At 73.0% G+C, this 20,141-nt stretch carries 14 protein-coding genes and 1 CRISPR repeat array; of the genes, 6 read left to right on the top strand and 8 right to left on the bottom strand.

The features are described from left to right. Positions 1-100: 100 nt before the first annotated feature. Together R9X44_RS28945 and R9X44_RS28940 are read right to left on the bottom strand one after the other, a co-directional pair. On the bottom strand, positions 101-406 hold the full coding sequence (locus R9X44_RS28945; protein WP_319817488.1) for a hypothetical protein: 306 nt from the start codon (positions 404-406) through the stop codon (positions 101-103). 37 nt (positions 407-443) lie between these two features. After that, positions 444-1,115 carry a DJ-1/PfpI family protein gene (locus R9X44_RS28940; RefSeq protein ID WP_319817487.1) on the bottom strand — a complete coding sequence of 224 codons (672 nt, stop codon included), beginning with the start codon at positions 1,113-1,115 and terminating at the stop codon, positions 444-446. 199 nt (positions 1,116-1,314) lie between these two features. Here R9X44_RS28940 and R9X44_RS28935 point away from each other — a divergent pair, with 199 nt between their 5' ends. Next, a complete protein-coding gene (locus tag R9X44_RS28935; RefSeq protein ID WP_319817486.1) occupies positions 1,315-2,253 on the top strand; it encodes a GlxA family transcriptional regulator in 939 nt (312 codons plus the stop codon). A 12-nt stretch (positions 2,254-2,265) separates the two neighbouring features. Here R9X44_RS28935 and R9X44_RS28930 read toward each other — a convergent pair whose 3' ends face one another. From R9X44_RS28930 to R9X44_RS28910, 5 genes are all read right to left on the bottom strand, one after another. Next, positions 2,266-3,408 (bottom strand): acyl-CoA dehydrogenase family protein, encoded by a 1,143-nt coding sequence (locus R9X44_RS28930; protein WP_319817485.1) that lies wholly within the window; start codon positions 3,406-3,408, stop codon positions 2,266-2,268. 88 nt (positions 3,409-3,496) lie between these two features. After that, on the bottom strand, positions 3,497-3,700 hold the full coding sequence (locus R9X44_RS28925) for a hypothetical protein (protein ID WP_319817484.1): 204 nt from the start codon (positions 3,698-3,700) through the stop codon (positions 3,497-3,499). Positions 3,701-3,796: 96 nt separating this feature from the next. Beyond that, positions 3,797-7,270: a hypothetical protein gene (locus R9X44_RS28920; protein WP_319817483.1), complete on the bottom strand. Its 3,474-nt coding sequence runs from the start codon at positions 7,268-7,270 to the stop codon at positions 3,797-3,799. Then, positions 7,267-9,411: a WD40 repeat domain-containing protein gene (locus tag R9X44_RS28915; protein WP_319817482.1), complete on the bottom strand. Its 2,145-nt coding sequence runs from the start codon at positions 9,409-9,411 to the stop codon at positions 7,267-7,269. The genes R9X44_RS28920 and R9X44_RS28915 overlap by 4 nt, the downstream gene beginning before the upstream one ends. A gap of 33 nt (positions 9,412-9,444) precedes the next feature. Continuing rightward, on the bottom strand, positions 9,445-12,189 hold the full coding sequence (locus R9X44_RS28910) for a hypothetical protein (RefSeq protein WP_319817481.1): 2,745 nt from the start codon (positions 12,187-12,189) through the stop codon (positions 9,445-9,447). Positions 12,190-12,417: 228 nt separating this feature from the next. On the opposite strand from R9X44_RS28910, the gene R9X44_RS28905 reads away from it, so the two are divergent. The 4 genes from R9X44_RS28905 (at position 12,418) to R9X44_RS28890 (ending at position 17,149) form a co-directional block, all read left to right on the top strand. Then, positions 12,418-14,031 (top strand): VCBS repeat-containing protein, encoded by a 1,614-nt coding sequence (locus tag R9X44_RS28905; RefSeq protein ID WP_319817480.1) that lies wholly within the window; start codon positions 12,418-12,420, stop codon positions 14,029-14,031. Continuing rightward, positions 14,028-14,399, top strand: a complete 372-nt coding sequence (locus R9X44_RS28900) for a hypothetical protein (RefSeq protein ID WP_319817479.1) — start codon at positions 14,028-14,030, stop codon at positions 14,397-14,399. The genes R9X44_RS28905 and R9X44_RS28900 overlap by 4 nt, the downstream gene beginning before the upstream one ends. A gap of 123 nt (positions 14,400-14,522) precedes the next feature. Further along, entirely contained in the window at positions 14,523-15,593 is a 1,071-nt protein-coding gene (locus tag R9X44_RS28895) for a hypothetical protein (protein ID WP_319817478.1), read from the top strand. A 212-nt stretch (positions 15,594-15,805) separates the two neighbouring features. Beyond that, the gene (locus tag R9X44_RS28890; protein ID WP_319817477.1) at positions 15,806-17,149 is read left to right on the top strand and encodes an MBL fold metallo-hydrolase; all 1,344 of its coding nucleotides are present in this window, start codon (positions 15,806-15,808) and stop codon (positions 17,147-17,149) included. A 41-nt stretch (positions 17,150-17,190) separates the two neighbouring features. Here the strand turns inward: R9X44_RS28890 and R9X44_RS28885 are convergent, their stop codons facing one another. Beyond that, complete coding sequence (locus tag R9X44_RS28885; protein WP_319817476.1) at positions 17,191-17,664, bottom strand: DUF1772 domain-containing protein; 474 nt, start codon at positions 17,662-17,664, stop codon at positions 17,191-17,193. Positions 17,665-17,781: 117 nt separating this feature from the next. Between R9X44_RS28885 and R9X44_RS28880 the strand changes: the two genes are divergently transcribed. After that, positions 17,782-18,747, top strand: a complete 966-nt coding sequence (locus R9X44_RS28880) for an AraC family transcriptional regulator (protein ID WP_319817475.1) — start codon at positions 17,782-17,784, stop codon at positions 18,745-18,747. Between the two features lie 906 nt (positions 18,748-19,653). Further along, positions 19,654-20,110: direct repeats of the CRISPR family, unit length 29 nt; unit sequence CTGCTCCCCGCGCACGCGGGGGTGTCCCC. Between the last annotated feature and the right edge of the window lie 31 nt (positions 20,111-20,141).

Here is a 20,141-nt window from a genome sequence, read left to right as displayed (position 1 = left end):
GCCGCCCACGGAAAGGCCGGCCGCGGAGCCCCCACCGTGCCCGGGGACCCCACGTGACATAACGAGCACCATCCGAAAAGGTCACGCGAACCGGACGCGCTCATGCCGGGGGCCGGCGGACCCCGCTGACCTTGGACGACGGGAGACGGCCCGCCTTGGACGTCCCGGTGAGGGTGTCGCCGTCGACGGTGACGGCGAAGGCGAGGTTCAGCCGCAGGGGCTTGGTGATCGACTGCTTCCAGGTGAGCCGGTCGCCGTCCAGGACGACGTCGCTGAGCCGCACCTCCTCGCCCGCGCCCCGGGCCGTGCCGGTGAGGACGCCGTCCGCGCGGTGGAACTCGGCGACCGCCTTGATCCTGCCGATCGGGGTGGACATGGTCAGATCCCAGGTGCCTTCGACGGACATGCTGTGTTCTTCCTTGCTCTGTGGTGGTTTGGTGAGATCAGAACGCGGCGGGGGCCGGGCCGGTGTTCCGCCAGACCGTCCCGCGCCGCTCGTACGCGAACAGGGACTCGACGGCGTGGGCGACCCGGGGGCCCACCTCGCGTTCCAGGAGGTAGAGGGCCAGGTCGAGGCCCGAGGTGACGCCCGCGCCGGTGATGACGTCGCCGTCGTCCACGACCCGCGCGTCGACCGCGTGGACGCCCGTGGCGTCGAGCATGTCCATGCCCATGTGATGGGTCGTCGCGTGGCGTCCTTCGAGCAGGCCCGCCATGGCGAGCACGAGCGAGCCGCCGCACACTGAGGCGACGATCACGTCGGGGTTGTCCATCGCGGCCTTCAGCAGGCCGGGCAGTTCGGTGGTGAGGGTCCTGCCGAGCAGGACGGGGATGGTCGGCTCCGGGTCGCCCTCGTCGGGGACCTCCTCGGGGTCGCCGATGCGCCCTGACGCGCCCGGCACCACGATCAGGCCGGGGCGGGCGGGGTCGAGCGCGGCGGTGGCGCGCAGCGTGAGCCCGCCGGTGCCGCTGACGACGTCGCGCGGCCCCTCGGCGGACACGAGCTCGACGGTCACCGCCCCGGGGGCCGCGGTGCCTCCGGCGCTCAGCACCTCGAAGGGGGCGATGGCGTCGAGCGGGTCGAAGCCGTCGAACAGAACGATCTGGGCGTGCATGAGCCGGGTCCTTCACGAGCGGGGAGCCCGGCGCGTTCCGGGCACGTCTCCGACGGTAGTGAGCCGCCTCCCCACCCGCCCAGTGGCAAAAATGACACCTTCCCCCGGGATAGTGCCAAACCCTGTAAGTAGCCTCTGACCTGGGAGCAAAGGCCGCGACCCCCTACTTTTCGTCATGGCGAAGGGGTATTTTTCTGCCATGCACACCGTCGCCGTCCTCGCGCTCGACAAGCTGATCCCGTTCGACCTGGCCACCCCGATCGAGGTCTTCACCCGCACCCGCCTGCCGGACGGGCGTCCCGGCTACCGGGTCAGGGTGTGCGCCGAGCGGCCCGAGGTCGACGCCGGGGCCTTCACCCTGCGCGCCCCCTGGGGCCTCGACGGCCTGCGCGGCGCGGACACCGTCATCGTCCCCGGCACCGCGACGCCGACGGCACCGCTCCCGCCTGCGGTCCGCGACGCCCTGCGCGAGGCGGCCCGCGCCGGCACCCGCCTCGCCTCGATCTGCACGGGCACCTTCCCCCTCGCCGCCACGGGCCTCCTCGACGGCCTGCGCGCGACCACCCACTGGGCCGCCGCCGACCTCCTGGCCGCCGCCCACCCGGACATCGAGGTCGACCCCGACGTCCTGTACGTCGACAACGGCCGCGTCCTCACCTCGGCCGGGGCCGCCGCGGGCCTCGACCTGTGCCTGCACCTGATCCGCCGCGACTACGGGTCGGCCGTCGCCGCCGACGCGGCGCGCCTGTCGGTCATGCCGCTGGAACGCGAGGGCGGCCAGGCCCAGTTCATCGTCCCCGACCACCCGCCCGCCCCGCAGGGCGCGACGCTGGAACCCCTCCTTGCCTGGCTCCAGGACCACCTGGACCGCGACCTCGCCCTCACCGACATCGCGGCCCAGGCCGGGACCAGCACCCGCACCCTCATCCGCCACTTCCGAGAGCAGACCGGCACGACCCCGCTCCAGTGGCTGCACCGCGCCCGGATACGCCGCTCGCAGCACCTGCTGGAGACCACCGACCATCCCGTCGAGCGCATCGCCGCGCAGGTCGGCTTCCGGTCCCCCGCCGCCTTCCGCGACCGCTTCAAGCGCACGACCGGCGTCACCCCGCACACCTACCGGCGCACGTTCGCCTGACGCGCGGCCCGGTCACAGGAGGGAGCGGGCGATGACCAGGCGCTGGATCTGGTTGGCGCCCTCGTAGATCTGGGTGGCCTTGGCGTCGCGCATCATGCGTTCGGCGGGCAGGTCGCGGGTGTAGCCGAGGCCGCCGAGGAGCTGGACGGCGTCGGTGGTGACGCGCATGGCGGTGTCGGAAGCGAAGCACTTGGCTGCCGCGCCCGCCGCCGTGACGTCGGGGCCGTCCGCGTCGAGTTCGCGTGCCGCCGCGTAGGTGAGCGCGCGGGCCGCGCGGAGCTGGATCTCGAGGTCGGCGACCATGAACCGCAGGCCCTGGAAGGCGGCGAGGGGGCTGCCGAACTGCTCGCGCTCCCCCAGGTGCGCGACGGCGAGGTCGAGCGCGCCCTGGGCGATGCCGACGGCCTGGGCGGCGACCGTCGCCCGGGTGCGGTCAAGGGTGCCGAGGGCGACGCGCATGCCGTCGCCGGGCGAGCCGACGAGGCGGTCGGCGGGCACGCGCACGTCGTCGAGGAACACCTCGCAGGTGGGCGAGCCCTTCAGGCCCATCTTGCGCTCCGGCGCGCCGAAGGAGATCCCCGGGTCGGCGGCCTCCACCACGAAGGCCGACAGCCCGCGGCCCCCGGCGTCCGGGTCGGTCGAGGCGAACACGACGTAGCCGTCGGCGTGGCCCGCGTTGGTGATCCAGCGCTTGGTCCCGCGCAGCACCCATCCGTCCCCGGCCCGGGTGGCCCGGGTGGTGATCGCGGCGACGTCGCTTCCCGCGCCGGGCTCCGACAGGGCGAACGCGCCGAGCCACTCCCCGCTCGCGATCCTCGGCAGGTACCGCGCGCGCAGCTCGGGCGAGCCGTGCAGCAGCAGCGGCAGCGCGAACAGCTCGTTGGACCCGGCGACCTGCTGGGTGGTCGCGCAGACCCGCGCGAGCTCCTCGGCGACGACGGCGACGGCGAGGTGGTCGCCGCCCTGGCCGCCGTAGACCTCGGGGACGCCGACGGCGTGCAGGTCGGCGGCGACGAGCGCGCGCAGCGACTCCGTCGGGAACCGTGAGTTCTCGTCGACGTCGGCCGCGTGCGGCGCGAGCCGTTCCTCCGCCACCGCGCGTGCCAGCTCGCGCAGCGCGAGATGCTCCGCGCCGAGCCCATGGGACTGTCGCATGCCCGAACTCCTCAATCAACAGGAAACCTGACGATTGACCCTGCTGCATCATCAGGTTTCCTGTCAATAGGGCGTGCGATGCCCCGGGTCAGGGCGCGGGCGGCGTGCCGTTCTGGAAGAACTTGACGGCGGTCGGCATCGCGCTGTTGATGTGCGTGCGGAAGAACCCATAGAGGTCGACGCCGAAGTTGTCGCCGCCCCTGCGTTCGGCGAGCGCGAGGTGCAGGTGGGGCGGGCTCGACGCGACGACGACGCCCATCAGCTCCCCGCGCTTGATCCTGCCGCCGGTCACGATCCGCGGGGCCAGGCTCTTCAGATGCGTGTAGAACGCCTCGAGCTCGAAGGCTCCCGTGGTCTTGCTCTGGTTCCGTGTCGGTTGTCGCGTCGGTCAGGCGGGCCGCCAGGACGCGGGGATGAGGACTGTGTCGAGGAAGACCGTGCTGTCGCGCAGCTCCTGGGGTGCGGGGAAGGGCACCGGGGCGGGGAGCCGTTCGATCTCGCGGACGCGCAGGCGGAGCCTGGCGGTTCCGGGCGGGAGGGCGAGGGTCGAGGGCGTTTCCGGGGCGTCGCTGACGACGGTTCCGCCCGGGACGGGACGCCAGGCGGGCAGGCCAGAGCCGCCGTCGAGGTCGATGAGCGTGAGGGCCTGCGGATCCGCGCCGACAGGCGCCTCCTCCAGGACGACCTCAAGGCGGTTGGGCGGGTTCGGGCCGATCCCGAGCAGCGAGACGCGCACGCCGGCACCGCCGCGTTCCACCACAAGCCGTCGATCGGGCAGCAGCCGCACAGGATCGGCCTCGACCAACGGCGACAGAGACAAGCCCGCCAGGCTGTGCCGTTGGAAGCGGGCGAGGACGAGCCGCACGAAGGGCGCGTAAGACGACCCGACGGATGCGGGCGGCTCAAGCGCGACGTCCGCGTACCAGCGATCCCCTTCCCTTGTCGCCGCGTAAGGGACGAGCACGGTACGCGGCCCGAGGTCGGCCGACGCCGAGGGCGGCTCGGCGAAGCCGCGGAACCAACTGGCCGACGGCTTGGCGGGCAGCGCGGGCGACGCGAAGACCGGGTCGCGCCCGAGCCGCGTCACCGGGTGCGCCGGGTCCTGCCCGTCGGCGGCGAGCACGACGGCCACCGCCTCGCCCTCCCCCGTCGCGAACCACGGCGGCGCGAGCTCCACGCGCAGCCTGCGCGACGCGCGCACCCGCTCGATCCGGTCGGCCCCGACGGTCTCCGACCACCGGAACGACGGCGTCACCGACCGCACGTCGAGCGCGGGCGGCCGCGCGCTCGACGGGACGCTGACGGTCTCCTGCGTCCGGAGCAGCTGGAAGGCCGTGTCCGGGTCGGCGGCGTCGAAGTAGGCCCGGTACCGGCTGATGGCCTTCACCGTGTAGGCGATCCTGCGGTGCCTTGTGTCGCCGAACTCGTGCCGGAAGACGAGGTCGGGCACGGGCCCGCGCGCCACGGTCTCGCCGTGCACATAGGCGACGGCGCGGGGCGTCTCCCCCGCGTCGGTGAACTCCCGCCACGCCGCGGCGATCTCCAGCCGCCCCGTGCTGTCGGTGTCCAGCGCGGTGAGCAGCGGTCGCAGGACGGCGTTGGTGTCGTTCTCGGCGCGGAAGATCCGGTCGGCGGTGAGCTGCCAGACGGGCTCGGCAAGCGGCTTGCGCACCGCGTGCACGAGCAGGATCGCGCGCACCGGCGACAGCAGCGGATGCCGTCCGGCGCGGGCGACGGCGAGCCGCCGCTCGATCTGCGCGGCGCTGACCGGCCCCGCGGCCCCCGACGGGTTCTCCAGCCAGAGCTTGACGGCGAAGTCGTCGAGCAGGTCCTCGTGCACGGTCGAGGACAGCTCGAGCAGCACCTCCTCGCCCTGGCGCAGCCCGATCGCCAGCGCGCCGGACGCGTCCCAGCGCGCGTCGGCGGCGGGCCCCTGCCCGGCGCGTTCGGTGAGCGTGACGGTCTTGGGGTCGCTCGCGGGCCACGCCGCCCACGCCGAGGTGTCCTGGACGTCCTCGGCGAGCCCGCCCGGCGCGGCGACAAGGCGCGCGTTGACGCCGACGGCCGCCGGATCGGGCAGCGCGCCGTGGATGTCGCCGTTCTCCTCGGCCAGGAGCGCGCGCACCGCGAGCCGCCAGGTCCGCTCGGCGAACTCCGGATCGGTCCCCGCGGGTCCCGGGTCGAACCCGCCGTGCTGCTCGATCGTGGCGAAGCTCGCGCTCGGCGGGTGCAGGGTGCGCGTCTCGACGGCCGGGTACTGCGGGTTCGCCGCGTGGAACGCCGCCGCGCTCATGCCCGGGTCGCTGCGGATGACCATCCGGTCGACGGCGGCCCCGGTGGCGGACCCGCCGTCGTGGCTGAGCCGTGGCGGCTGGATCGGGTCGTTGCGGACATACCTGACGGGCTCGCTCGCGGTGTCCGCCCCGGCGTCGGCGAGGCCGGGACCGCCGCCGGTGAGGTCGGCGACCCGGATGCGCATCTGGTAGAACTTCCCGAACCGCAGCCGGGGCAGGCTGCCGTCGGGCGGCCTGAAGTCCCAGCGGAAGACGTAGGGCGGGTCCGCGCCCGGGGTCGCCGACGGGCCCGGCGAGTCGGCGAGGAGGTTCAGGAACGGGACGGCGAGGCTCCAGCCGTCCCAGCGGAGCACCGCCTCGTCGGCGTGCAGCGCGCCGTCGGGCGTCTTCACCGCCGCGAACGGCTTGACGTGCCCTTCCTCGCGCGTCCCCGGCGCGCCGAGCGCGACAGTCACGCCGTCCGCGCCCTCGACGGTGTAGGTGGCCTCACGCTCGCACAGGGAGCGCCAGGGCCGGTCGGCGGACCTGATGTCCACCCGGTAGCCGAGCACGAGGTCTTCGGCGGTGAGTTCGGCGTTCTCCAGTGACTCCCCGGCGCGCGCCGCGGCGACCTCGCCGCGCGCGGCGAACTCCGCGCCACGGCCGGGGCGGATGAGGGTGAGGCCGTCGGTGCGCAGGTCGGGCAGGGCGGGCGGGCGTCCGTCGTCGCGGGTGTCGGCGCGTTCGCGGAGCGCGCGGACCGCGCCGTCCACGTCGATCGTCGTGAACGCCCACTTCGGCGTCCCGGCCTCGGCGAAGTCGACCATCAGGGTGCCGGACAGGTCGAGCATGCCCCGGGCGAGCCCGCCGTCGGGGTCGGCGGGGGCGGGCCAGAACCCGTCGGCGGCGAGGTCGTAGCGGGTCCACGGCGAGGTGACCATGTCGCGCAGCGGGTCGTCGGCGCAGCGGACCGACACGCGGCGGACGCCCCGCGCGGCGACGAGGTCGGCGGCGTCGACGGTGAGCGTGAAGATCAACCCGAGCGCCTCGAGCACGGCCGGGTGCTCGCGCAGCGCGGCGACGGTCCTGTGGAAGTCCACGGGCGGCGGCAACGGCGGCAACGGCTCCTCGACCTCGACGGCAGGGGCGGCGGGCGCGAGGAACCGCTCGATGCTGCGGCGCACGTCGTCGGCCGCGCCGTCGGGACCCTTCTCGGCGAGCACCGCGGCGCACTCGCGGTAGGAGGTCGCGACGGTAAGGGCCTGGGCGTGGGTCGGGCGGACCTCCGGCGTCGGCTGGACCTTGGGCGTGTACGGCTCGATCACGCCTGCCGCGCCGTCGAAGAACGCGTGCCACGCCTCGCTCGCCGCGACGGGCTCTTGGCCGGGCACCGCGTCGAGCGTGCGGACGCCGTCGTCGTCCTTGACCCGCACCTCGAAGGAGCTGTTGGCCAGCAGCGACGGCCAGTCCTGGAACCCGAACTCCTCGAGGACGCCGCCGCCGAGGCGCGGCACGACGAGGACCCGGATCTGTACCGTCGCGGGCGTGGCGCGCCCGGCGGGCACGGCCACCCACAGCATGTCGTTCATGGCCGCTTCCCCGGGTAGACGCGGGCGATCTTGTCCGCGCAGGCCGTCGCGAGGAGCTTGCCGTCGGGGCTGTAGGCGAGGTCGTTCACCGCGCCCGGGTGGGCGAGCGTGCTGAGCTCGGCCCCCTGGACCGGGTCGATGACGGTCACGACGGGTTCGGGTTCCTCGGCCACCATGGCGAGGTCGGGCCCTGCGGGGTGGAACGCGAGCTGGACGACCATGCCGGGCAGCAGAAGATCGCGCACCGGGACAGGCTGGCCGCCGCTCACGTCCACGATATGGACCGCTTTGTCCCGTCCCGCGCTGGCCAGCATCCCTCCCGGTCCGAACGCGAGGGCGGTCACCGGCTTGGTGTGCGCGGCGCGGTCGGTCTCCTGCCCCGTGCCGGTGTCGATGACCTTCACCTGGCCGTTCTCGTCGCCCGCCGCGAGCCGCCCGCCGACGGGGTCGAACACCAGCGCCCTGATCTTGGTGTCGTGCCTTGACCTGACGCGCTCGACGCCCGTCGCGGCGTCGAGGAGACGGGTGAAGCGGTCCGCGCTCGCGGTGGCGACGTGCGCGCCGTCGGCGCTCGCGGCGACCAGCGCCACCGCGAGGGGGTGTTCGGACTTCCAGACCGGCGGGTCCGCGCCGTCGCGGCCCAGGCGGGCCACGGTCTTGCCCGCCGCGGCGACGACGTCGCCGTCCGGCAGGAACACCACGCCGGTCACCGGCGAGCCGAGCGCGGCGGCCCAGACCCGGTCGCCGGTGCGCGCGTCGAACAGGCGGACGCCGCCGTCGAGGCCGCCCGTGGCGAAGCGCCGCCCGTCGGGGCTGAACGCCGCGGCGGTGATCGCGCCCGGCTGGTTCTTCTGCAGGACGAACGCGCCGGTCTCGGCGTGGAAGACCGTCGCTCGGGTCTCCTGGCTGACCGCGACCGCGAGCGGGTCGGGCCCCGCGGTGAGCGCGACCCGCAGCACGGGACCCTCGCACAGCAGGTGGGAGATGTCGGCGGGGTTCATGTCGTGAATCCTGACGAACCCCCCGGTTCCCGCCTCGCCGCAGAGCGCGAGGCGCAGGCCGTCGGCGGAGTAGGCGAGGGCCGTCAGCGGCTCGGCGGGCGGTGCCCACACCGTCGTGCCGAGGTCGGTGTTCAGCACCTTGACCCCGCCGCGCGAGGCGACGGCGACCTCGGGGAGCCTCGGGTTGAACCTGACGTCCGGGGCGTCGCCGGTCGCCGTCTCGAACCTGCGCGCGCCGCCGATGAGGTCCCACAGCACCGCGCGCGCCTCGCCCGCCCTGACCAGGCGGGTGCGGTCGGGGCTCAGCTCGGCGGGGCCGCCCGGCAGCGGGTCCGCGAAGTCGACGAACGCCTTCTCCCTGCCGTCCCCGGCGTCGAGCACGTATGCGCGGACGTCGGTGACGGCGAGGAGCGCGTCCGCGCCGAGGAACGCGCACAGCACGGCGGGCGCGGGCAGCACGGCGGTCCAGGTCTCGGCGTGCGCCGCGGCGTCGAAGGCGATGACGCGTTCGGCGTCGACGGTCGCCAGGAGCCGCGAGTCGGCGCTGAACACCGTCGAGCGCAGTGTCGTGTTCAGGGTGTCGTGGTCCATCAGGACGGTGCCGGTGCGCGCGTCGAGCAGGCGGAGCGTCTTGCCGCCCGCGACGGCCAGGAGCGAGCCGTCGGCGCTGAAGACCGCGTCGCGCAGGACGAGGTGCTTGTCGTCGTCGGCCCACAGCGCGCGGCCGTCCGCGACGTCGAGCAGCGCGATCTCGCGTTCCGGCAGTTCGTGGCCGCGTACTCTGAACCCGGCCTCCTCCCGGTTGAACCGCTCGCACTCCGCCCGCTTGAACGGCGGCACCTCGGTGCAGTCGAGGAACTCGACGAACTCCATGATGGTCCGCACCGGCCCGATGCGGCCCACGACGGCGAGCCTGTCGCCTGCCGGGTTGAACGCGACGGACGTCACGTCGAGCGCGTCGTGTTCCCAGGCCACCGCGCCGGTCCCGGCGTTCAGCAGGACGAGCCGCTGGGTCTTGAAGTGCTCCGACGACTTGTGGAAGCCGAAGGCCGCGACCCACCGGCCGTCCGGGCTCCACACGGCGCGTCGCGGGGCGAAGGGAAGGTCGGCTCTGGCGAGCACCTTGCCGAACTCGCTCATGGTTGGCGGTCTCCTCGCTGTCATGGGGTTGTCTCACAGGGGTGCGAACGCGGCCTGGTAGGCGCGCCAGCGCGCCAGGCCCTCGGGGGTGGCCCCGCCTCCGGCGAGGACGCGTTCGCGGTCTCCGGCGCCGCCGCCCGCCAGCACCCAGGTGCCGCTGTCGAGCTCGACGCTGTCGGACCACAGGGTCAGATCGACCTCGATGACCAGGATCGCCCTGCCGACCAGCGCCTTCGTGGACGACTGGTAGGCGAGCTCGATGAGCAGCTCGACCGACACGGTGATGACGCCGAGCACCTCAAGGCAGCCGCCGATGCGCAGGTAGCCGGTGAGCGACACCTCGCCGTCGCCGGTCAGCACGAAGCGGATACCGCCGAACGCGTGCACCTCGCCGTGCGCGACCACGAAGTCGACGGCGATCATCGCGCCGAACTCGAGGGCGGCCTCCAGCCTGCGCAGGCCGGTCCTGTCCACTTCGAGCTCTACGTAACCGCCCCCGCCGAACATCAGCACCGCGAGCGTGAACGGGTTCTCCCGGGTGCCGAAGCCGAACGACATCGACACCGGGCGGCCGTCGAACGGCACGGCGATCCCGGCGTTCAGCGACATGTCGCGCATGATGAACGCGCCGGCCGCGACCGACGGCAGCGGCAGCGAGTACCCCGCGACGAGCCCGGCGGGGGTGACGTCGAGGAGCGGGCCGAGATCGCCGAGGTCGACGACGTCGCCGAGCTGTTCCAGCAGCTGGAGTTCGCCGAGGAACTTCACGTCGACGCCCGTCACGTCGAGCACGGGCGGGCGGCCGCTGGTCTGGGTGAACGACAGCGCGGCGAACTGCACGCGCAGCAGCGGATGTGCCGGGAGCGGGAGTTCGAGGGCGAAGTTCCGGGCGGTGCACAGGGTGTCGACGCCGTCTTCGGAGACCGTCACGGTGAGGTCGAGGGTGCTCGCGCCGACCGGCTTGAACGGGCCGGCCTCCTTGAGCTTGACGCCCGTCCACTCCATCCGCGTCGCGGGCGGGCGGCCGGGACGCAGCACCGAGGTGATCTTGGGCGCTTCCTTCAGGTCGGTGACGAGGTCCTTGAGACCGAAGCCCATCAGTGTGGCGTCGGCGGGGAACAGGCTCCGCGGGTCGATGAGACCGGTGCCGGGGTCGGGCAGCGCGGCGAGGTCGACCGGGCCGACCGTGCGGGAGATCGCGTCGGTGACCAGGTGCGGGGCGACGAGGCCGCCCGACCGGTCGGTGCGGCCGACGAAGCTGACGTCGATCGGCTCTTCCAGTTCCAGCAGGACGTCGCGGACCGGGCCGTCGCGCAGGTAGTCCTCGGCGAAGCGGACCTGGCGGAGCGTGTCCTCGCCGAGCAGCGTCCGCAGCGCGGGCAGCTTCACGGCGAGCGCGTCGAGCCTTGGGAGGAAGCCCGCGGCGTCGCGGGCCCCGGCGACGACGAGGCGGTGCACCTCGTGGACGTCGCCGTCGCGGTGGCCGGTCTCTGAGTCGGCCTCACGGCTCGCCCGCACGAGGTCGAGGGGGACGCCGGGGAGGGCGGCGGAGCGCGTCCCGTAGGCCGCGGCGAACTTGGCGGCCATCGTCGGGTCGGTGAGCGACGGGAAGCCGGGCATGAGGTCGGCGACGAACAGCAGTGGGAGTTCGAACCTCACGTCCCCTTCGGGGGTGCCGCAGCGGAGGGGGAACGCCACCTCAGCGTTGCCCGCTTTGGGCCAGAAGTGGGTGGGGACGCGGCCCATGCCGGGTACGTCCTGGTCCTGCCACTGTGCTCCGTCAAGGTCGGGGTAGGCGAGCGTGGTGATCTCGACGTCGTCGAAGGGGAAGGCGCGGGCCGCGGGGCCGTCCTGGGGCGGGCGGCGCACCGGCTCGGTGACGGTCAGCGCGAACCTGACGCGCAGGACCGCCGCGCCGCCCGCCGCCGGGTCGAAGGTCCGCTCGCTGAACTCCAGGTAGACCGCGCGGTGTCCCAGCGGGTACAGGACGCCCGAGGTGAGGGTGCGCACGCGCATGTCGCGGCCGAGCACCGCGTCGTGCTCCCACCTGAAGTTCTCCCAGGTGCCGCGCGCCGACAGGGTGCCGCCGAGCGAGCTCAGCTCAAGCCGTGACGCCGTCGCGGGCCGCACCGCGGCCTCGGCGGCGAGCCGCATCCGCTCGGCCCTGCCGAGCGGCGGGATCTTCTCCGACGGCGGGTCGAAGACGGGGTCGGGGGTGGCCGCGGCGGCGGCGTCGACGGCGCGCAGGGCGAGGTTCGCGTCGCTCCCGGGAGGCTCGCCCGGCGGGACCGCGACGAGCCGGGTCCGCCACAGGCCCGCGACGTCGCCGACGCGCACCGGAGCCTCGGGGTGGACCGCGCGGAGTTCGTCGCCCGCGTCACGGGTCTCCGGCGCGAAGATCATCCGCCAGGGCAGTTCCACGGCGGTGTCGGCGACGGGCCTGGCGTCGGCGAGCGCCGCGAGGACGCCCTCTGCGGTCGGGGTGAACACCGTGTCGCGGGCCGCCGCGAACACCAGACGGCTCGGGCCCGACAGCGCGGCGCGCCACACCGGCACTGAACCGCCCGGCGGCGCGGGCCGCGTCTCGGGCGCGGGGCTGTTCGGCTTGGACGCCTCCTCCGCGAGATGCTGCGGCGGGAAGATCAGGACGATCCGCGCGTTCTCCCCCGCGGTCAGCCTCGGCAGACCGTCGGGGCCCGTGCCGGTGACCGTGAAACCCGACCAGTCGACCCCGAGCAGCAGATGGTCGGCGGCCCTGACGATCAGCAGATTCGGCACGGGAATCTCCCCGGAAATTGCGGATGCGCTTTCTTCTTTCGAGCGTGCCCGGGTCGGCAGAAAAGCCGGAACCGGTCGCCGGTAAAGCTGCCGCCCACTTGCAGACGCGCCGGGGCACGGTAACGCCACATCGCGAAAAGCGGCGGAAATACCTTCGATTTCCCCGGGACGGCCCGGGTAGCCTGTCAGCGCCTCCCGAACGTTTCCGACGGACGGACGGACGGCACGATGCGCGGCGACTTCGACGGCGACGGCAGAGCCGAGATCCCGGTCACCGGCTCCGCCGGACTCGGCCTACTCGGCTGGTCCGGCGGCGCGCTGCGGGCCGAGCTGATCGCGCCGAACGGCGTCCTCGCCGGAGACTGGCTCCTCGACGCGGAGAAGAACCGGTTTCACCTCGTCGCTGACCTCGACGGCGACGGGCGCGCCGAGATCCTCGTCAGCGGGGTCAAGGGGATCGCGGTGCTGGCCCGCGACGGCCCGGGGGCGCTCGGCTCGGTGATGACGGCGCGCGACGGCTCGGCCGTGGGCGGCCGGCTCCTCGACGTCGTCAACGACGGCTTCGGCCCGGCCGGAGACCTCGACGGCGACGGGCGGGACGAGGTTCTTGTCGTCGGCGAGGCGGGGATCGCCGTCCTCGCGCTCGCCGGGCCCGGCGCGCCGGACTCCCTGGCGACCGTCCCGAACGGGGCGCGGATCGGCCCGTGGACGCTCGACACCGCGCGCGATCGGTTCGGGCCCGTCGGCGATCTCGACGGGGACGGGCGCGCGGAGATCGTCGTCTCCGGGCCGGGCGGGCTCGGGGTCTTGAAGCTCGACGCGGGGGCGCTGACGTGCCCTTTCATGCTCGGCCCTGCGGTGCTCGGCGAGGTCGACTTCCCGATCGCGGCAGCCGACTTCGCCGGGGATGGGCGGGACGAGGTCCTGCTCGTCGGGGCCGAAGGGCTCGCCGTGCTGCGGGGCGGCTCCCTGCTGGCGTCGCCGCACGCCGCGCGGGTGGGGCCCGTGGGCGACTTCGACGGTGACGGGCGCGCCGAGATCGTCGTCTCCGGGGCCGATGGGATCGCGGTGCTCGGCCTCAGCGACGGCGGGTTCGCGCCGCGCGCGGAGGCATCCGACGGGGACGTGCTCGGCGCGTGGCGGCTCGACGCCGGGCGCGACAGGTGCGTCGCCGCCGCCGACCTCGCGGGGGACGGGCGGGCCCGCGTCGTCGTCGCGGGTCCTGCGGGGCTCGGGGTCCTGGAGTGCGCCGACGGCGGGCTGCGCGCGGTCTCCGCGACGCCCAGGGGCACGGGCCTCGGCGACTGGCCGCTCGACGCCGCCGACCGGATCGGGATCGAGCCTGAGGTGGTCCGCGTGCACGTCAAGATCCTCGCCGTCCCGGACGTCGCGATCGCGGAGATGTTCGCGGCCGCCGAGCGGGTGTTCGGCACGGCAGGGCTGCGCCTGCACCTGGCCGGCACACAGACGCTCGACCTGCCCGACCTCGCCGATCTCGACATCGGCGGCTGCCACAGCGGCCAGCTCACCGGCGAGCAGCGCGCGCTGTTCGGGCACCGCGACGGGGCGGGGCCCGGTGATCTCGTCGTCTACTTCGTGCGCGGCACTGTGCCGCCGATGGACGGCTGCGCCGCCCACCCGCCAGGGCGTCCCGGGGCCGTCGTCGCGCGCGGGGCCGGGCTGTGGACGCTGGGCCACGAGCTCGGGCATGTGCTTGGCCTCCGGCACGTCGACGCCGCCGACCGCCTCATGACCGGGGGCGGCACCCGCTCGATCACCCGGCCGCCGCCCGACCTCAGCCCGCCCGAGGCCGCCGTCCTGAGGCACCGGGGGATGCCGTGACCGTCACGCTGAAGGACGTGCTCGACCGGCTCATGCCGGAGGAGGTCGACTACCCGGCCGCTGCGGCGCTCGGGCCTGGGGCGCTGCCGTATCTCACGCTGCTCGCGCGGGGTTCGAACGTGCCGCTGGCGGCCAAGGCCGTCTATCTGGCGGGGCGGATGGGCGCGGGCCATGTGCTCGCCGACGCCGCGCGGGAGGCCGATCCGAGGCTGCGGGTCGCGGCGGCGGCCTGCCTGGCGTGGGCGTCGCCGGAGACCGCGGCCCGCCTCGCCGTCCGGCTGCGCGACGACCCCGACCCCGGCGTCCGCAAACACGCCGGCGCCGCCGTGTCGGGTGAAAAGGACTCCGCAAATCTGGAGAATCCTTAGCCGGATGATTCTGTGCCGCGGATTACGCTCGCATAAAGAAAGGGGCCTCATCCCGGGGAGATCGACAAATGAAGGGAGCGGGCTCGGGGGCGGCTGATCGCCGCTGAGAGGAAGGGGCCCGTGATGGGTCTGGAACTCACCGGATTCACCCCTGAGGACCATGGATTCAGGTTCGCGAACCGGTTCGTCACCGTCGTGCCGACCGCGATGCTGCCGGGCGTCTCCGGCAACACGGCGCTCGCCGGGCTGTGCGGTGGCATGGCGTTCGCCGCGCTCGACTACTTCCACGCCGGAGCCCCCGTACCCACCCATTCCACCGCCGACTACACGGGTTCGCAGGGCGTCCCGCCGACGGGTTCCCGGCTGTGGAAGACGATCCTGATGCGGCACCTGTCCTCGGTCGGGCTCGAGGAGTCGCCGTTCGGGCTGCCCGTCCCCCTGCCTCCGCTGACGCCGCTGCTCCACCTCGCGGACGGGCACGCCGCGGCGAGCTTCCTGAAGCTGACGCACGCGCCCGCGCTCCTGCTCCCCACCCTGCTGACCGAGCAGGTCGCGCAGGTCAAGGCAGAGATCCAGGCGGGCAGGCCGGCCCCGGTCATCCTGGTGCACCCGGGCGGGATCGAGCGGTCCCACCAGGTCGTCGTGTTCGGGTTCGACGACACCACGCCTGGCTCGCTCGCGCTCCTCGCCTACGACAACCGCTTCCCCCGCAAGACCTCGGTGATCGTCGTGACCCCGGCGTCGGCGTCCTGCACGCAGACCACGCCGGGTGAGGCTTCGGACACCTGGCGTGCCTTCTTCGTCAACCATTACAGCCCGGTTCCGCCCGCGTACCAGGACTGGCGGCTTGTGTCCGGGCTCGCCGCGACGCCGTCGGGGGTGCTCGGGTCGCGGCAGTTCGATCTGTTCTTCATCGCGCGCAACGTCGGCGAAGCGCCCGCCCACGCGGCGGAGATGACCGTCGTCGGCGATCCCGACCCGGGCGGGCTGCCCCTGGAATCGGCGGGGACGATCCCGCCGAACGGGGACGTGGTGTACGCGTTCGCCTTCGACTTCCCGGCGTCGATGGCGGGCGAGACGGTGTCCCTGCGGCCCGGCTTCACCGACGAGGCGAGCGGGGCGTTCTCGGTCCTGCCGCGGGGCGAGCCGGGGACGTCCGACGGGGTGACGGTGATCGTCCCGCTGGAGTTCTAGCCGGGTGGACCGGGTCTCACCTGCGGCGCTGTGTGGCGGTGGGGCGAGTCGGCGTGATATCCAGGTATTTCCTATCAGATGTACAGAGTTATGCCCCTGGCGGTTCCGGGGCGGGCTTGAGGAGAGGAAATGCTCTTGTTGTTCGATATCGAACGGGTATGCGCGGTCTGGCTGAGCGGCGAGCTCTGTCGCAGCCGGGAGGTGTGTTCCGCGTGATCGAGATCGTTCCCCTGGAGACGCCGACGCTCGGCGACCGCAGCTACCTGGTGCACGACGGCTCCGCCGCCGCGGTGATCGACCCGCAGCGCGACATCGACCGGATGCGGCGGCTCGCCGCCGACCTCGGCGTCCGCATCACCCACGTCTTCGAAACCCACCTGCACAACGACTACGTCACCGGCGGGCTCGCCCTCGCCGAGGCGGCCGGAGCCGAGTACCACGTCAACGCGGCCGACGCCGTCGCGTTCGACCGGGTGCCCGTAGCGGACGGCACGGAGATCGCCGTCGGGGACATGACCGTGCGCGCGCTTGCGACCCCCGGCCACACGCACACCCACCTGTCGTACGTCCTTCTCGCCGAAGGCTCCGACCCCGCTGTGTTCACCGGGGGCTCCCTCCTGTACGGCTCCACAGGACGGCCCGACCTGCTCGGCCCCGAGCACACCGACGCCCTCGCCCGCGCGCAGTACGCGTCGGCCCGCCGGCTCGCGGACGCGCTGCCGGACGGCACCGGGATCTACCCGACGCACGGTTTCGGGAGCTTCTGCTCGGCGACCCAGAGCCAGGCGACGTCGTCCACGATCGGCGTGGAGAAGCGGACGAACCCCGTGCTCACCGAGTCCGAGGAGCGGTACGTCACGGCGCTTCTGGCCGGGCTCGACGCTTACCCCGCGTACTACGTCCACATGGCCCCCGCGAACGCGGCGGGCCCCGGCGCGCCCGACCTGTCCGAGCCGCGCCGCGCCGACGCGCGGGAGATCCGCCGCAGGATCGGCGACGGCGAATGGGTCGTCGACCTGCGGACCCGCAAGGCGTTCGCCGCGGGCCACGTCGCGGGAACGCTGAACATCGGCCTCGACGGCCAGCTCGCGACCTACCTCGGCTGGCTCATCCCGTGGGGGACGCCGCTGACGCTGCTCGCCGAGACGCCCGCCGAACTGGCCGCGGCCCAGCGCGAACTCGTCAGGATCGGGATCGACCGGCCCGCCGCCGCGAACGTCGGCACGCCCGCCGAGTGGTCGGACGGCGAACCCCTGCGCACCTACGAGACGGCGACGTTCGCCGAGCTCGCCGACGTGCTGCGGCACCGGCGCGTCACCGTCCTCGACGTCCGGCGCGACCTCGAATGGACCGCGTCCCACATCCCGGGAGCGCTACACATCCCGCTCGCCGCGCTCGCCGACCGCCTGGGCGAACTGCCCGACGGGGAGATCTGGGTGCACTGCGCGGCGGGCTATCGGGCCTCGATAGCCGCCTCCCTCCTCGACACCATCGCGCATCCCGTCGTCGCCGTAGACGACGACTTCGCTAACGCCGCCACGTACGGCCTCGTCTGAACCGTCCGGGAGGCCGCCGTACGCGCGGCGGCCTTCCGGACTCAGCGTGCGCCGCGGTAGGCGGCGGCGAAGCAGGTCGCGGCGGCGGCCCCGGTAAGGAAGCGGACGTGGTTGACGGCCGTCCAGCGGGACAGGTACGCGGTCCAGAAGTCGACGGTCACGGGGGCAAGAGGATCGAGCGCGTCAAGGCGGTTGTTGTAGGGGACGTGGTAGACGACGGTCAGCACGACGGGCGCGAGCGCCAGGGCCGCCCCCGCGACCGTCAGGGCCGCGCCCGGCGCGGAGGTGTCACGCAGCGCGGTGACTCCGGCCGCGACGCCCGTCGCGGCGGTGCCGAACAGCACGAGCATGAACAGCGGGTGCGGCGCGGCCCGGTTGACCGCCTGCATCGCCGCGACGCCCTGCGCGGGCGGCAGCGTCCCGAGCGCCCGCATGACAAACGTGGAGAAGGCGAAGAAAACGCCCGAGCCCACTCCCGCGCCGACGGCCGAGGCGAGCAGAAGTACACGGGTCATGGAAGCTCCTTAACGAGGGGTGTCCGATGCGTCCATTCCACAGGCCGCGCACCCCCGGCTTCCATCTTCGAAGGGCTCACCCGCATACGCGTGCGTCTCACGCGCTACCGTCCTGCCATGGACGCCCTAGCCGCCCTGCTCAATGGCCAGCGCGCACGCGGCGCGTTCCTCCTGCGCTCGGTCATGGACCCGCCCTGGTCCATGCGCATCGAGGACGAGGCCCCCTTGACGGTCGTCGTCCTCGCCCGCGGCACGGCCTGGATCACCCCCGCCGCGGGCCCACCCGTGGAACTCACCCCCGGCGTAGCAGCCCTCGCCCGAGGCCCCGCCCCCTACACCGTCGCCGACTCCCCCGACACTCCCCCGCAGATCTCTATCGGCCCCGGCCAGATCTGCCGCTCCCTCGACGGCACCCGCCTCGAAGAGCCCATGTCCCAGGGCCTCCGCACCTGGGGCAACTCCCCCGACGGCCACACCGTCATGCTCACCGGCACCTACGAAACCCCCGCCGAAACCGCCCGCGACCTCCTCACCACCCTCCCCCCACTCCTCACTTTCCCCCCCACCCCCACCCACACCCCCCTAATCACGGCCCTTTCCACCGAAATAACCACCGACGCCCCAGGCCAATCCACAGTCCTAGACCGCCTCCTAGACCTCCTAACCATCACCCTCCTCCGCACCTGGCTAACCACCCCCACCTCCAACCCTCCCGCCTGGTACCAAGCCCACTCCGACCCCCTCGTCGGCCAAGCCCTACGCCTCCTCCACCACAACCCCGCCCACCCCTGGACCCTCAACTCCCTGGCCACCCACCTAAACACCTCCCGCTCCACTTTGACCCGCCGCTTCACCGCCCTAGTAGGCGAACCCCCCATAACCCACCTAACCCGCCACCGCCTAAACCTAGCCGCCGATCTCCTAAACAACCCCTCCCTAACCCTAGAATCCATAGCCCACCGAGTCGGCTACACCACCCCCTACTCCCTAAGCACCGCCTTCAAACGCCACCACGGCCACCCCCCAAAACCCCCTCACCATCCCACCCACCCCAAACCCAAACCCCCACACAACCAAAAATAACCATTAACCCACACCTAACGAAAACACCCTCCTCCCAACCCAAAGCCACTGGTCAACTCCTCTACTCCCCGCGCACGCGGGGGTGTTCCCGGCCCCAGCTTCCTCGACCGCCGCGACCAGGCCTACTCCCCGCGCACGCGGGGGTGTTCCCACGGCTGGCTACCACGCTGCTGCTCGAGGGAGCTACTCCCCGCGCACGCGGGGGTGTTCCCACGGCGACTGGGTCGCACGGCGGCGCGTGGACCTACTCCCCGCACACGCGGGGGTGTTCCCGACATCGGCTACTCGTGGGCGGTCTGTCCGCACTACTCCCCGCGCACGCGGGGGTGTTCCCGCGGTCAGCAGGGCGGCGAGGGCCACGTTCCCCTACGTCCTGCGCACGCGGGGTGTTCCCTGGAATGGCACAGCTCGCCCCACCCTCCCGATCTACTCCCCGCGCACGCGGGGGCCTCTCCGATAGGGCGGAGTGGTCGCGCCCGTTTCTTCCCTCGCCGCGAGGACCTGCCTACTGTCTAGGAACTGGCCGGGTTCTCTAACGCAGTGGCGACGCCCTCGTGCGCTTGATTCATGCCCATGAGGCCGAGGCGATCGCGTCAGAGTACACGGCCCGCCGCGCCGCCACTCTCCACGCCGACATCCGCACCCGCCTGAACCAGCCCGGACGCCCCCACTCCGTCGGCCCACCAAAAGAATCCCATCCACAACACCCAAAAGCCAGCATTCAAGACAACCACCCCAAACCACAAGAAGCCCTTCATCCCCACCCCTCCAGCCCCATAATCAAGAAGAGCCCCACACCCCGATCCACCCGCCCAAAACCAAAACTACCAAACAACCGAAAATGACCATTAACCCACAACTAACGAAAAACGCCCTCCTCCCAACCTAAAGCCGCTGGTCAACTCCTCTGCTCCCCGCGCACGCGGGGGTGTCCCCATCATCGAGTCCCTCGCCAGGGCGATCACCACCTGCTCCCCGCGCACGCGGGGGTGTCCCCGGCCCAGCGGCGGCAGGACCAGCGCGTCAACGCTGCTCCCCGCGCACGCGGGGGTGTCCCCGGACGGTCGCGGTGCGGTCGGGCCACATCACGCTGCTCCCCGCGCACGCGGGGGTGTCCCCCCCTGGCGCTGGGCGAAGTCGAGGGAGACGTCCTGCTCCCCGCGCACGCGGGGGTGTCCCCAAGTACATGCACCTGCACCTGGAGCGTTACCTCTGCTCCCCGCGCACGCGGGGGTGTTCCCGAGATCCAGGACGCGCAGCTGTCCGAGATGACCTGCTCCCCGCGCACGCGGGGGTGTTCCCTTGCGGAGGTCCCACTCGATGGCTCCGGAGTGCTGCTCCCCGCGCACGCGGGGGTGTTCCCTACGGGCGGGCCGCCTACCGCGCTTCGTAGC

It is taken from the genome of Actinocorallia sp. A-T 12471 (assembly GCF_033875155.1).
Taxonomy (GTDB): Bacteria; Actinomycetota; Actinomycetes; order Streptosporangiales; family Streptosporangiaceae; genus Actinocorallia.
The sequence above is the reverse complement of the archived record's forward strand: the minus strand, read 5'-3'. Positions and strand labels throughout refer to the sequence as shown.